Source organism: Variovorax monticola (assembly GCF_051216855.1).
In the GTDB taxonomy this organism is placed as follows: domain Bacteria; phylum Pseudomonadota; class Gammaproteobacteria; order Burkholderiales; family Burkholderiaceae_C; genus Variovorax.
On sequence record NZ_JBPJZP010000011.1, the window covers coordinates 1 to 12,743 of the forward strand.

Annotated in this window: 11 protein-coding genes and 1 tRNA gene; 7 read left to right on the plus strand and 5 right to left on the minus strand. The window is 67.9% G+C overall.

Annotation, left to right across the window (positions count from 1 at the left end; genetic code table 11):
• Positions 1-153: 153 nt before the first annotated feature.
• The 4 genes from ACSFA5_RS31805 to ACSFA5_RS31820 form a co-directional block, all read right to left on the minus strand.
• A complete protein-coding gene (locus ACSFA5_RS31805; RefSeq protein WP_435448040.1) occupies positions 154-789 on the minus strand; it encodes a c-type cytochrome in 636 nt (211 codons plus the stop codon).
• Between the two features lie 115 nt (positions 790-904).
• Positions 905-2,335, minus strand: a complete 1,431-nt coding sequence (locus ACSFA5_RS31810) for an efflux transporter outer membrane subunit (protein ID WP_435448041.1) — start codon at positions 2,333-2,335, stop codon at positions 905-907.
• Positions 2,328-5,492, minus strand: a complete 3,165-nt coding sequence (locus ACSFA5_RS31815; RefSeq protein ID WP_435448042.1) for an efflux RND transporter permease subunit — start codon at positions 5,490-5,492, stop codon at positions 2,328-2,330. The genes ACSFA5_RS31810 and ACSFA5_RS31815 overlap by 8 nt, the downstream gene beginning before the upstream one ends.
• Before the next feature lie 15 nt (positions 5,493-5,507).
• Positions 5,508-6,827 (minus strand): efflux RND transporter periplasmic adaptor subunit, encoded by a 1,320-nt coding sequence (locus ACSFA5_RS31820; RefSeq protein ID WP_435448043.1) that lies wholly within the window; start codon positions 6,825-6,827, stop codon positions 5,508-5,510.
• A 179-nt stretch (positions 6,828-7,006) separates the two neighbouring features.
• Between ACSFA5_RS31820 and ACSFA5_RS31825 the strand changes: the two genes are divergently transcribed.
• The 4 genes from ACSFA5_RS31825 to ACSFA5_RS31840 all read left to right on the plus strand — a co-directional run bounded on the left by ACSFA5_RS31825 (position 7,007) and on the right by ACSFA5_RS31840 (position 9,782).
• Positions 7,007-7,678: a TetR family transcriptional regulator gene (locus tag ACSFA5_RS31825; RefSeq protein ID WP_435448044.1), complete on the plus strand. Its 672-nt coding sequence runs from the start codon at positions 7,007-7,009 to the stop codon at positions 7,676-7,678.
• Positions 7,679-7,721: 43 nt separating this feature from the next.
• Positions 7,722-7,796 (plus strand) — tRNA-Arg (locus ACSFA5_RS31830).
• A gap of 102 nt (positions 7,797-7,898) precedes the next feature.
• Positions 7,899-8,900, plus strand: coding sequence for a virulence RhuM family protein (locus tag ACSFA5_RS31835; RefSeq protein WP_435448045.1), 1,002 nt, complete (start codon positions 7,899-7,901; stop codon positions 8,898-8,900).
• Positions 8,901-9,053: 153 nt separating this feature from the next.
• Entirely contained in the window at positions 9,054-9,782 is a 729-nt protein-coding gene (locus ACSFA5_RS31840) for a glutathione S-transferase (RefSeq protein WP_435448046.1), read from the plus strand.
• Here the strand turns inward: ACSFA5_RS31840 and rsmI are convergent.
• Positions 9,779-10,732: a 16S rRNA (cytidine(1402)-2'-O)-methyltransferase gene (gene rsmI, locus ACSFA5_RS31845; protein ID WP_435448047.1), complete on the minus strand. Its 954-nt coding sequence runs from the start codon at positions 10,730-10,732 to the stop codon at positions 9,779-9,781. The genes ACSFA5_RS31840 and rsmI overlap by 4 nt on opposite strands.
• A 45-nt stretch (positions 10,733-10,777) precedes the next feature.
• Between rsmI and ACSFA5_RS31850 the strand changes: the two genes are divergently transcribed.
• The 3 genes from ACSFA5_RS31850 (at position 10,778) to ACSFA5_RS31860 (ending at position 12,691) form a co-directional block, all read left to right on the plus strand.
• A complete protein-coding gene (locus ACSFA5_RS31850; protein ID WP_435448048.1) occupies positions 10,778-11,170 on the plus strand; it encodes a YraN family protein in 393 nt (130 codons plus the stop codon).
• 88 nt (positions 11,171-11,258) lie between these two features.
• Positions 11,259-11,903 (plus strand): SIS domain-containing protein, encoded by a 645-nt coding sequence (locus ACSFA5_RS31855; RefSeq protein ID WP_435448049.1) that lies wholly within the window; start codon positions 11,259-11,261, stop codon positions 11,901-11,903.
• On the plus strand, positions 11,900-12,691 hold the full coding sequence (locus ACSFA5_RS31860; RefSeq protein WP_435448050.1) for a BON domain-containing protein: 792 nt from the start codon (positions 11,900-11,902) through the stop codon (positions 12,689-12,691). The genes ACSFA5_RS31855 and ACSFA5_RS31860 overlap by 4 nt, the downstream gene beginning before the upstream one ends.
• Positions 12,692-12,743: the final 52 nt, after the last annotated feature.

Below are 12,743 nucleotides of genomic sequence, written 5' to 3' on the forward strand. Positions count from 1 at the left end.
CACCAGGCGCTGCGGGGCTGAGGCCCTTGTCTTCTTCACTTCGCGCCCCAATGAAAAATGCCCCGCTGTTGCGGGGCATCTTGATCTAAGCGGCCGGCTGACTATTTACACAGCCTGGCTGGGCCGGCTTTTTCTATGGGATCGGGGGAACGCTCAGTTGGCGGGCGCGCTGGCTGCGGACATCGCAGGTGCCGACGCTGCAGGTGCCGCGCCCGAGGCGCCTTCGGCAGGCGCTGCCGCCGCGGGACGGTCGGGCACCGGGAACTTGCCGCCACCGGCGTTGGCCATGTAGACCACGGCACGGCCCACTTCGAGGTCTTCGAAGTCGCCGCCGCCCTGGGCAGGCATGGCGCCCTTGCCCTTCAGGGCATGTTCGAGGAGGGTGGCGTAGCCCTGGCCGATGCGCGGGCCCCAGGCGGCTGCGTCCTGGAAGTGCGGGGCGCCGGGAATGCCCGGGGCGCCGTGGCAGGTCGCGCACTGGGCCTTGAACACGGCCTCGCCGGTGGCCAGCGGGCGGTTGACGTCGCGCACTTCGATGGCGCCGACCCGCTTCAGGCGCTCGGCCACCTCGCGGTCGCGTGCTTCCTTGGTCACTCCATAGAGCGCCATGTTGTCGCCCTCGGCGGTGCCGGCGGGCTTGTTGCCCGAGACCACGTAGGCGACAAGACCCACGATGATCAGGATCGGGGCAATGAAGGAGAAAAATACCGCCAGCAGCAGTTGCTTCGGGTTCTTGATCGGCCCGGTGTGGGCTTCTTCTGTGGCCTGGTAATGCGGGTCTGCGCTCATGGCGTCCTCAATAACGGGGGCTCGTCGGGGGGCTTCTTCTAACCAACCGGCGATTATAGAGAGACCCCTTGCCCGAAGGGGCAAGGGACCTACCCTTATGAGGCGCGCAGGTGTCTCAACCCTTGTCGCGTGTGGCCCAGCCGCCACCCAGCGTCTTGTACAGCGTGACCTGGTTCTGCAACTGCAGCAGGCGCGTGGTCACGGCCGATTGCTGGGCCGTGAACAGCGAGCGCTGCGCGTCGAGCAGGTCGAGCGCGCTGGCAATGCCGTTGCGGTAGCGCAGGTCGGACAGCTTGAAGCGCACGCCTTCGGCATCGGCCTGCGCACGCTGCGCGCGCACCTGCTCGCCCAGCGTGGCGCGGCCCGCGAGCGCATCGGCCACTTCGCGGAACGCCGTCTGGACCGACTTCTCGTACTGCGCCACCGCAATCTCGCGCCCGGCCTTGGCCGAGTCGAGCGTGGCGATGTTGCGGCCCGCATCGAAGATCGGCAGCGTCACCGTGGGCGCGAACGACCAGGCCTTGGAGCCGCGGTCGAACAGGCCCGAGAACTCGGTGCTCGCGGTGCCGATGCCGCTGGTGAGCGACACGCGCGGGAAGAAGTTGGCGCGCGCCGCGCCGATGTTGGCGTTGGCCGCAATCAGCTGCTGCTCGGCGGAGCGGATGTCGGGGCGTTCGGCCAGCAGGTCCGACGGCAGGCCGGCGGGCACGTCGGGCATCGGGTTGATGCCGTCCAGGCCCTTGGTGGGGCTGGTGCTGCCCGCGGTGGCTTCGGCCGGCACCGGCGCGCCCAGCAGCAGGGCCAGGGCGTTCTCGTCCTGCATGCGTGCGCGCTGTTGCTGCGCATACGAGGCGCGTGCGGTTTCCAGCAGCGAGTTCGCGGCCTGGAAGTCGAGCTCGGACGACACGCCGTTGTCGAAGCGCAGCTTGGTCAGGCGCACCGACTCTTCGCGCGTGGTCAGCGTCTGGCGGGTGATTTCGAGCAGCTCGTCGTCGGCCAGCAGCGTGAGCCAGCCGTTGGCGACCGAGGCGATCAGGCTGATCTGCACCGCCTTGCGCGTCTCGTCGGTGGCCAGGTACTGTGCCAGGGCCTGGTCCTTCAGCGCGCGGATGCGGCCGAAAAAGTCGAGCTCCCAGGCGGTGAAGCCGAAGTTGACGCTGTACTGCGACGACACGCTGCCCGCGCTGGCGTCGAAGGCCTGCAGCGAATTGGGGCTCGAGCGCGAGCCCGACCCGGTGAGGCCCAGCGCCGGGAACAGCGCCGAACGCTCCACCTGGAACTGCGCGCGCGCCTGTTCGATGTTGAGCACCGACACACGCAGGTCGCGGTTGTTGGCCAGCGAGGTCTGGATCAGGCCCGCCAGCCGCGGGTCGGTGAAGAAGTCCTGCCACGGCAGGTTGGCCGCGGCCTGGCCGGCCGGTTGCGTCGGGTCACCGGGGAAGGTGGTGGGCACCGGCGCGGCGGGGCGCTCGTAGGTCGGAATCAGCGAGCAGCCGGCCAGCAGCAGGGCCGCTGCCAGGGCTGTGGGAATCAGTGTCTTATTCATGTTTCGGTTCCTCCACGATGCCGGCGGCTTCGGCGTGCCGCTTGTCGGCCTCGCGCTGGCGCGCGCTGCCCTTGAACAGGGTGCGCACCACCACGAAGAAGATGGGTACGAAGAACACGGCCAGCACCGTGCCGGTGATCATTCCGCCGATCACGCCCGTGCCGATGGCGCGCTGGCTGGCCGAACCCGCGCCGGAGGCGAGGAACAGCGGCAGCACGCCCAGGCCGAAGGCCAGCGAGGTCATCACGATCGGGCGGAACCGCAGGTGGGCCGCGGTGAGCGCCGACTCGATCACGCCCTTGCCCTGCGCCTGCAGGTCTTTGGCGAACTCGATGATCAGAATCGCGTTCTTCGCGGACAGGCCGATGATGGTGATCAGCCCCACCTGGAAGTACACGTCGTTCGAGTAGGAGCGCAGCATGGTCGCCACCAGCACCCCGATCACGCCCAGCGGCACCACCAGGATCACCGCGAGCGGAATGGTCCAGCTTTCGTACAGCGCGGCCAGGCAGAGAAACACCGCCAGGATCGCGAAGCCGTAAAGAATGATCGACTGCGAGCCCGCGAGCTTTTCTTCACGCGACTGCCCGGTCCATTCGAAGCCGAAGCCCGCAGGCAACTGCGTGGCGAGCTTTTCCATCTCGGTCATCGCCGCGCCCGTGCTGAAGCCGGGTGCCGCGTCGCCGCTGATGCGGATGGCGGGGTAGCCGTTGTAGCGCACCGTTTGCGTCGCGCCCTTGACCCACTTGGTGGTCGCGAAGGCCGAGAGCGGCACCGGCAGGCCCTGGGTGTTGGGCGCCGTGAGCTTGAGCAGGTCGTCGGGCTGCATGCGGGCCGGCGCGTCGGCCTGCACCACCACGCGCTGCAGGCGGCCGCGGTTCGGAAAGTCGTTCACGTAGCTCGAGCCCAGCGAGGTCGACAGCGTCGCGTTGATCGCGTCGAAGGTCACGCCCAGTGCGCTCGCCTTGTCGCGGTCGATGTCGATCTGCAGCTGCGGCGCGTCTTCCAGGCCGTCGGGGCGAACCTGCGCCAGGATCTTGCTCTGCCCGGCCATGCCCAGCAGCTGGTTGCGCGCGTTCACGAGCGCCTCGTGGCCTGCGCCTGCGCGGTCCTGCAGCCGGAAGCTGAAGCCGGTGGCGTTGCCCAGTTCGGGAATGGGCGGCGGGCTCAGCGGGTAGATGAAGGCGTCGCGAATGCCCGACAGCGCACCGAAGGCACGACCGGCCAGCGCGCTGGCGGAGTGAGCCGGGTCCTTGCGTTCGTCCCAGTCCTTCAGCGTCACGAAGGCAAGGCCTGCGTTCTGGCCCTGGCCCGAGAAGCTGAAGCCCATCACACCCACCATGCTCTGCACTTCGGGCTGCTTCAGGATGAAGCCTTCCACCTGTTGCATGACCGACAGCGCCCGCTCCTGCGTGGCGCCCGGGGGCAGCTGCACGTTCACGATGATGTTGCCCTGGTCTTCCTGGGGCAGGAACGAGCTCGGCAGGCGCATGTACGCCACCACCACCGCGCCGATGATCGCCGCGTAGATGATGAGGTAGCGCGCTGCGCGCTTGAGCAGCCGCGAGACGATGCTTTCATAGCCCTTGGCCGTGCGCGTGAACACCCGGTTGAACCAGCCGAAGAAGCCGCGCTTCTCGTGGTGGTGGCCGGCTTCCACCGGCTTGAGCAGCGTGGCGCACAGCGCGGGCGTGAGCGACAGCGCCATGAACGCCGAGAACGCGATCGACGCCACCATCACCGCCGAGAACTGGCGGTAGATGTTGCCCGTGGAGCCGGCGAAGAACGCCAGCGGCACGAACACCGAAATCAGCACCACGGTCACGCCGATGATGGCGCCCGAGATCTGCTTCATGGCCTTGCGCGTGGCCTCGAGCGGCGACAGCCCCTCTTCGCTCATGATGCGCTCGACGTTCTCCACCACCACGATGGCATCGTCCACCACGATGCCGATCACCAGCACCATGCCGAACATGGTCAGCACGTTGATCGAGAAGCCCAGCGCCAGCAGCGTGGCGAAGGTGCCCAGCAGCGCAACCGGCACCACGATGGTCGGGATGATCGTGTAGCGCCAGTTCTGCAGGAAGATGAACATCACCACGAACACCAGCGCGACGGCTTCCAGCAGCGTCTTGACCACTTCGGTGATCGAGATGCTCACGAAGCGCGAGCTGTCGTACGGAATGGCCCACTTCACGCCCTGCGGGAAGTACTTGGACAGCTCGTCCATCTTGGCGCGCACGGCCTTGGCCGTTTGCAGCGCGTTGCCCGAAGGCGTCTGCTGCACGCCCACGCCCACGGCCGGCTGGCCGTTCAGGCGCGCCGAGGTGGCATAGGCCTGGCCGCCCAGTTCGACACGGGCCACGTCCTTCAGCCGCACGGTCGAGCCGTCGGTGTTGGCGCGCAGCACGATGTTCTTGAACTGGTCGACGTTGGCGAGCTGGCCGTTCACCACCACGGTGGCGGCAATGGCCTGGCCCGGCACGTTCGGCAGGTCGCCGATGGTGCCGGAGGCCACTTGCGCGTTCTGCGCCTTGATGGCGTTGTTCACGTCCAGCGGCGACAGGTTGAAGCCCTGCAGCTTGGCCGGATCGATCCAGATGCGCATCGCGTTCTCGGTGCCGAACAGCTGCGCCTGGCCCACGCCGGGAATGCGCTGCAGTTCAGGAACGATGTTGCGCGAGGCGTAGTCGCCCAGCGCCACCGGGTCGTAGGCCGGGTTGTCGGACGACAGGATCGTGAACAGCAGGAAGTTGTTGCGCGACTTGTCCACGCGCACACCCTGCTGCGTCACCGTGGCCGGCAGGCGCGGCGTTGCGCGCGACAGCCGGTTCTGCACGTCCACCTGCGCCAGGTCGGGGTCGGTGCCCTGCTCGAAGCTGATGGTGATGGTGCCGGTGCCGTCGGCCTGGGCCACCGATTCCATGTAGATCAGGCCCGGCGATCCGTTCATTTCGCGTTCGATCACGGACAGCACGCTGTCCTCGAGCGTCTGGGCCGACGCGCCGGGGTAGGCGGCGTTGATCACGATGGCCGGCGGGGCCACCGGCGGGTACTGCGAGATCGGCAGCTGCGTGATGGCGACACTGCCCATCACCAGCACGAACAGTGCGATCACCCACGCAAAGATCGGGCGGTCGATAAAGAATTTGGCCATGCGGCGCGCTCCTGCTTACTTCTTCTCGGCCGGGGCCGAAGCCTGGCCGTTCGCTGCGGGTGCCGCGGCGGGGGCGGCTGCACCTGCGGCGGCCGGTGCGGCACCCGAGGCTGCGGCGGCGGGCGCTGCAGCGGCATTGGGTTCGGGCTTCTTCCACGGCACCGCCTTCACGGGCGTGCCGGGCGGCATCATCTGCAGCTTCTGGAAGCCGTCGACCATCACCTGTTCGCCGGCCTTCAGGCCGTCGAGCACCACCCACTGGTTGTCCTTGGCGGCGCTGATCTTCACCGTGCGCTGGCTGATCTTGCCGTCGGCGCTGACCACCGACACCGTGTCGCCCTGCTGGGTGCGCGTTACCGCTTGCTGCGGCAGCGTGATGGCGTTGGTGGCCTGGGCCTGCTCGAGCTTCACGCGCACATACAGGCCGGGCAGCAGTTCGCCCTTGGGGTTGGGCACTTCGGCGCGCAGCGTGATCTGGCCGGTGGTCGCGTCGACCGTGAGGTCGGAGAACAGCAGCTTGCCTTCCAGCGGGTAGTCGCTGCCGTCTTCCAGCACCACGCGGATGCTGGCGGCCTCGCCGCCGCCGGCGCGCTTGTACTGGCCGTCGGCCACGGCGCGGCGCAGCTTGAGCACGTCGGTGGCCGACTGCGTGAAGTTCACGTACACGGGGTTGATCTGCTGCACCACGGCCAGCTCGGTGGCGTCGCCCTGGCCCACCAGCGCGCCTTCGGTCACGAGGGCGCGGCCGATGCGGCCCGAAATGGGCGCGGTCACGTCGGCATAGCCGAGGTTGATCTTGGCGGTCTGCACGGCGGCACGGCCCGAGATCACGTCGGCTTCGGCCGTCTTCTGCGAGGCCAGTGCGACGGAATATTCCTGCTTGCTCACCGCGTTGGCTTCGACCAGCGGCTTGTAGCGGTCGGCCAGGGCCTTGGCCTGCACGGCGTTGGCTTCGGCGCGCGCCAGCGTGGCCTGGGCGTTCTGCGAAGCAGCCACCAGCGGTGCGGGGTCGATGCGGAACAGCAGCTGGCCGGCCTTCACGTCGCTGCCTTCGCGGAACTCGCGCTTCAGCAGGATGCCGGCCGCGCGGGCGCGGACCTGGGCGACGCGCGACGCTTCGAGGCGCCCTGGCAGTTCGGTCACCAGGCCGACATCGGTCGGTGCGGCCACCACCACGCCCACTTCAGGGGCGGGACGGGCGCCACCGGCGCCGCCGCCCGGGGCGGCAGGCGCATCGCTCTTGCCACAGCCCGCAAGGACCAGCAGGACGACGGCGGCCACGGTCGCGAGACGCGGCGAAAAGGACGAGTGACGCGAAACATGCAGGAGAGGCATGCGATTCCTTTGAAGCGAAGACGGGAGATGGCGCGTTTCACGGAGCGAACCGCGAACCAGCACAGACAGGTGGGCCATCGGGGAAGCCCGGTAGTTTACATACATTCATGGATGTATAGTGACAGCCCAGCAATGGCCCCACGATACTTAAAGGGCGTTGCCTTTACAAATCAGGAGACTTGGTGGCACGTCGTACGAAGGAAGAGGCATTGGCCACGCGGCATCGCTTGCTGGATGCCGCGGAGCTGCTGTTTCAGGCGCAAGGCGTCTCGCAGACCACGCTGCAGCAGATTGCCCAGCAGGCCGGCGCCACGCGCGGCGCCATCTATTGGCATTTCAAGGACAAGGCCGATCTCTTCAACGCGATGATGGAGCGCGTCATCCTGCCGCTGGAGGCCGGGCGCAGGGCGGCCAATGCCCCGGGCATCGACGACCCCCTGGCCGAGATCGAGGAGAGCATGGTCCACGCGCTGACCCTCATGACCACCGACCCGCAGGTGCGCCGCGTGTTCGACGTGGCAACGCACAAGGTCGAGTACACGCACGACATGGCCTCGGTGCAGCAGCGCCACCTGGACGCGCGCAATGCCTGCGTCGCCGATTTCGAGAAAGCCCTGCGCCTGGCTGCGAGGCGCAGCCACCTCAAGCTGCCGGTGCCCGGCTACGCGGCCGCGCAAGGGCTGCATGCGCTGATCAGCGGGCTCATTCAGAACTGGCTGATCGACCCGGAGGCTTTCGAACTGGTGACCACGGGCAGGCGCGTGTTCCGGGTGTATCTGGCGGGGCTCGGGTTCGCCCGGCCGGTGGCTGGCGCGCCTGTCGAGAGCGAGGCTGAAACGCTGGCCGCCTGATAGGCCATAATCACGGGCTTCGGCCTGCGCCGGAACCCCATTCCTCGCTGTATTTCAACGGATAGAATTCGGCCCTCCGAAGGCTGAGATCCAGGTTCGATTCCTGGCGGCGGGACCACATATGAATCCGGAAGAGTGAAAGCTCTTCCGGATTTTTTGTTTCCGCTCTGAAATCGAGCAGATACGAGTCTGTCCGCCAACCGTTTGCCAATGTCGCACCGTGAACGACCTGATCCTCTACACCACTGATGACGGCCGCAGCCAGATCAAGCTGCGGGCCGATCAGCAAACGGTCTGGCTCACTCAGCTTGAAATCGCCGAACTGTTGGACGCGACCAAACAGAATATCTCGCTGCACCTGAAGAACATCTTCGGGGATGGCGAGCTGGACCCGGCGGCAGTTGTCAAGGAATCCTTGACAACTGCCGCGGACGGTAAGGGCTACCAGACGCAGCTCTACAACCTGGACGCCATCCTTGCCGTGGGCTACCGCGTACGCTCACCGCGAGGCGTGCAGTTTCGCCGCTGGGCTTCGACCGTGCTGAAGGAGTATCTGGTCAAGGGCTTCGCGATGGACGACGAGCGGCTGAAGAACCCCGATGGCCGCCCGGACTACTTCGACGAGATGCTGGAGCGCATCCGGGACATCCGGGCCTCAGAAAAACGCTTCTACCAAAAGGTGCGCGACCTGTTTGCCTTGAGCAGCGACTACGACAAGACAGACCAGGCCGCGCAGACCTTCTTTGCCACGGTACAGAACACCTTGCTCTACGCGGTGACGAAGAAGACCGCCGCCGAATTGGTCACCGCGCGGGCCAACCGCGACGATCCGAACTTTGGCTTGCTGCACTGGAAGGGCGCCAAGGTGCGCAAGCAAGACATCGTGGTGGCCAAGAATTACCTGACCGAAGACGAGATCGATACCCTGAACCGGTTGGTTGTCATTTTCCTGGAAACGGCAGAGTTGCGAACCAAGAGCCGCCAGGAGATCCGCATGGGTTTCTGGCGCCAAAACGTGGACCAGATCATCCGCTCCAACGGTTTCCCAGTGCTCTTGCACGCTGGCGCCGTCAGCCATGAGCAAATGGAAAGCACCACGAACGCGCTGTACCTCGACTTCGATCAGTTCCGCAAAAAACAGGAAGCGCAACAGGCCGACCGGCAAGACGAAGCCGAGCTGAAGACACTGGAAAACACGATCAAACGCCGCCCGAAAAAATGAGGCGTGAACGAGACGGTGCTGCTGGGCATGGGAATGGTGTTGCGCTGAACCGCCAGTGATCCTAAGGCGGGCCGCACCCTTCCGGCGCAGGCGGACCCCGGCTTCTCGCGCCGCACCGTTGCGGCCCGCCGCCGACCCTGCCACCATGGCCGCATGCCTTACCAACTCCACTACTGGCCCACCATCCAGGGCCGCGGCGAATTCGTGCGGCTCGCACTCGAGGCGGCCGGCGCCGACTATGTCGACGTGGCCCGCCTGCCCGAATCGAAGGGCGGCGGCGAGTCCGCGCTGGGCGAGCGGCTGGGCGACGCCGACAACGCCCGTCCCGCCTTCGCGCCCCCCTTTCTGGTCGACGGCGACATCGTCGTGGGGCAGACCGCCGCGATCCTGCTGTACCTCGGCCCGCGGCTCGGCCTGGCGGGCGTGGGCGAGTCCGACGGCCTGTGGACGCACCAGCTGCAGCTCACCATCGCCGATGCGGTGGCCGAGGCGCACGACACGCACCACCCCATCTCCAGCGGCGCCTACTACGAAGACCAGCGCGACGCGGCCGTGCAGCGCGCCAGGGCCTTTCGCGACGAGCGCATCCCCAAGTTCCTGAACTGGTTCGAACGCGTGCTGCAGCGCAACCCCGCGGGCAGCCTGCACCTGGTGGGCGACGTGCTGACGTATGCCGACCTGTCGTTGTTCCAGCTGGTGGACGGGCTGCACTACGCCTTCCCGAAGGCCACCGCGCGGGCGCTGGCGAAAACGCCTGCGGTCGAGAAACTGCACGGCAACATCAAGCGCCGCCAGAGCGTGCACGACTACCTGCAGAGCCCTCGGCGCATCGCGTTCAACGAAGACGGCATCTTCAGGCGCTACGCCGAGCTGGACGGCTAAGCCGGGTCTTCTTCCGCGTCCTTGCGGATGCGCAGCGCCGTGTCGTACAGCGTGTTGCGCGGCGCGCCGCTGATCTCCGCGGCCAGCTTCACGGCCGTCTTCACGGGCAGCTCGGCCAGCAGCAGGCGCAGCACGCGCTCGCCTTCGGCGCCGCCGTCGCCGCTCACGGCCACCGGGTGCAGCACCAGCGCGAACTCGCCGCGCGTGCGGTCACGGTCGGCGCCGAACCAGTCGGGCAGGGCGCTGGCGGCCACGGTCGCTATTTCCTCGAACTGCTTGGTGAGCTCGCGGCCTACGGTGATGCGGCGTTCGCCCAGCGTGGCGAGCGCGCGCGCCAGGCTTTCGATGCGGTGCGGCGCTTCCAGCAGCACCACGGCGCGCGGCTCCTGCGAGAGCGCCAGCACGGCGGTGTCGCGCTCGCCGGCCTTGCTCGGCAGGAAGCCCGCGAACACGAAGGCGCTGCTGGCGTTGCCGTCGCCGCCGTCGGCCACCAGGCCGGCCGCGCCGACCAGCGTGGTCACGGCGCTGGCGCCCGGCAGCGGCAGCACGCGCTGGCCGGCCGCGCGCACAGCGGCTGCCAGCCGCGCGCCGGGGTCGCTCACGCCGGGCGTGCCGGCGTCGCTGACGTAGGCAATGCGCTCGCCCTGCGCGAGCCGGGCCACCACGGCCTGCGCGGCCTCGGCCTCGTTGTGCTGGTGCACCGCCAGTAGCCGCGAGCCGTGCCGGTCGATGCCGTAGGCGCGCAGCAGGGTCTGGGTGTGGCGCGTGTCCTCGCAGGCGATGGCGTCCACCAGCTGCAGCACGTGCAGCGCGCGCAGCGTGATGTCGGCCAGGTTGCCGATGGGCGTGGCGACCACGTAGAGCGTGGCCTGCGGATAATGCTGCGCACCCGCGGCGTCGTGCGCGGCCGCAAGGGCGGCGCCGAAAGAAGCAGGGGCGAGTGAAGCCAAGAAGTTTCTCCGTCAGAACGAACAAGAAGATTGCGGCAGGGAGCCATGAAGACCACCACCACCAAGACCACCAAGACCACGAAGCATCGCGGCGATGCGGCGGAAGACGCCGCGCTCGACCACCTGCAGGACGCCGGCCTCACGCTGGTCGCGCGCAATTATCGGACGCCCGGGCGCGGCGGCGGCGAGATCGACCTGATCATGCGCGACGCGCGCCGCCCGCCCGAGGCCACGCTGGTGTTCGTCGAAGTGCGCCAGCGCAGCACCGGCGCGCACGGCGGCGCGGGCGGCAGCATCACGGGGGCGAAGCAGCGGCGCATCGTGTTCGCCGCGCAGCATTTCCTGAATGCTCTGCGCACGGTGCCGCCCTGCCGGTTCGACGTGGTTCTGGTGGAGGAGAAAATCACCTGGCTTCAGGGCGCCTTCGACGCCTTCTGAAGTGCCCCGTGCGGGGAACCGAAGCCTTGGCGCCGGGCTCCACCCCTCACACCTTTTGTTTCACGACCCCCAGTTATCATCGCGCCCCATGCTCGAGCAACGGATTCAGCAGCACTTCATCGACAGTGCCGACCTCAAATACCAGACCGGACCGGTCCTGAGCAAACCCATCTCTCAAGCGATGCAGGCCATCCTGGCGTGCGTGACCAGCGGCGGCAAGGTGCTGGCCTGCGGGTCGGGCGTGTCCGGCCTGCTGGCGGCGCAGTTCGCCGCGCAGTTCGTGGGCCGCTTCGAACGCGAGCGGCCCGAGTTGGGCGCCATTGCGCTGCCCGGTGACACCAACGACCCCGACGCCGACAGCGCCACCGCCATGGATGCCGACCGCTTCGCGCGCCAGGTGCGCGCGCTCGGCCAGGCCGGCGACGTGCTGCTGGCGCTGAGCGCCAGCGGGCAGTCGGCGGCGGTGCTGGGCGCGGTGACGGCCGCGCACGAGCGCGACATGACCGTGGTCGCGCTGCTCGGCAATGCCGTCTCGGGGCCGCCCTCGGCGCCGGGCGCGGGCAGCAGCGGCTCGGGCGGTGCCATCGGGCGCGCGCTGCGTGAAACCGACGTCCAGATCAGCGTGCCGCACGAGCGTGCGGCGCGCATCCACGAAATCCACCAGCTCGCACTGCACTGCCTGTGCGACGGCGTGGATGCCCAGTTACTCGGAGAACAGGAAGTTTCCTCATGACCTTCACGACCATGACGACGACGTCGACCCAACGCCTTGCCCTTGCCCTCACCCTGGGCGCCGCATTGGTGGGCGGCCTTTCCGCCTGCGTGCCGCTCGTCGTGGGTGGTGCCGCGGTGATGGGCGTGGGCATGGTGGCCACCGACCGCCGCAGCTCGGGCGCGCAGCTCGACGACCAGGGCATCGAGCTGCGGGCCGCGGCCCGCGTGCGCGACATCGCCAACGACAACATGTACGTGAGCGTGACCAGCTTCAATCGCCAGGTGCTGCTGACTGGTGCCGTGGGCAGCGACGCCGACCGCCGACGCGTGGAAGAAGAAGTGGGCCGCGTCGTGAACGTGCGCTCCGTGGTCAACGAGCTGACGGTGGGCGCGTCGAGCACCTTCCCGGACCGCTCGAACGACCTCTACATCACCGGCAAGGTGAAGGCCTCGCTGCTCGACGCCAAGGACATCTTCGCCAATTCCTTCAAGGTGGTGACCGAGCGCGGCACGGTCTACCTGATGGGCATCGCCACGCGGCGCGAGACCGACCGCGCCACCGAAATCACGCGCGGCGTGAGCGGCGTGGCCAAGGTGGTGCGCGTGGTCGAGATCGTGTCCGAGGCCGACCTGGCCGCCTCGCAGGCCGCCAACCAGAGCGCGGCCCAGCGCGGCGGGCAGGGCCCGGCGCCGGTAACGTCGGCCTCGCCGTCGGCACCGCTCGCGCCTTCGTCGTCGTCGCGTGTGCCGCTGCCACCGATGGAGCCGCTGCCCGCGAGCGGCGCGACGACGTCGCCGATCCGCTGAGTAAAAACGCGGAATCAACAAAGCCCGCTGTCGCGGGCTTTTTTCATGGAAC

What these genes read in the sequence shown, in the direction of transcription:
- ACSFA5_RS31850 (WP_435448048.1), top strand. Translation starts at nt 10,778, where the DNA reads ATGAAGACCACCACCACCAAGACCACCAAGACCACGAAGCATCGCGGC.
- ACSFA5_RS31860 (WP_435448050.1), top strand. Translation starts at nt 11,900, where the DNA reads ATGACCTTCACGACCATGACGACGACGTCGACCCAACGCCTTGCCCTT.
- ACSFA5_RS31805 (WP_435448040.1), bottom strand. Translation starts at nt 789, where the DNA reads ATGAGCGCAGACCCGCATTACCAGGCCACAGAAGAAGCCCACACCGGG.
- ACSFA5_RS31840 (WP_435448046.1), top strand. Translation starts at nt 9,054, where the DNA reads ATGCCTTACCAACTCCACTACTGGCCCACCATCCAGGGCCGCGGCGAA.
- ACSFA5_RS31855 (WP_435448049.1), top strand. Translation starts at nt 11,259, where the DNA reads ATGCTCGAGCAACGGATTCAGCAGCACTTCATCGACAGTGCCGACCTC.
- ACSFA5_RS31820 (WP_435448043.1), bottom strand. Translation starts at nt 6,827, where the DNA reads ATGCCTCTCCTGCATGTTTCGCGTCACTCGTCCTTTTCGCCGCGTCTC.
- ACSFA5_RS31815 (WP_435448042.1), bottom strand. Translation starts at nt 5,492, where the DNA reads ATGGCCAAATTCTTTATCGACCGCCCGATCTTTGCGTGGGTGATCGCA.
- ACSFA5_RS31810 (WP_435448041.1), bottom strand. Translation starts at nt 2,335, where the DNA reads ATGAATAAGACACTGATTCCCACAGCCCTGGCAGCGGCCCTGCTGCTG.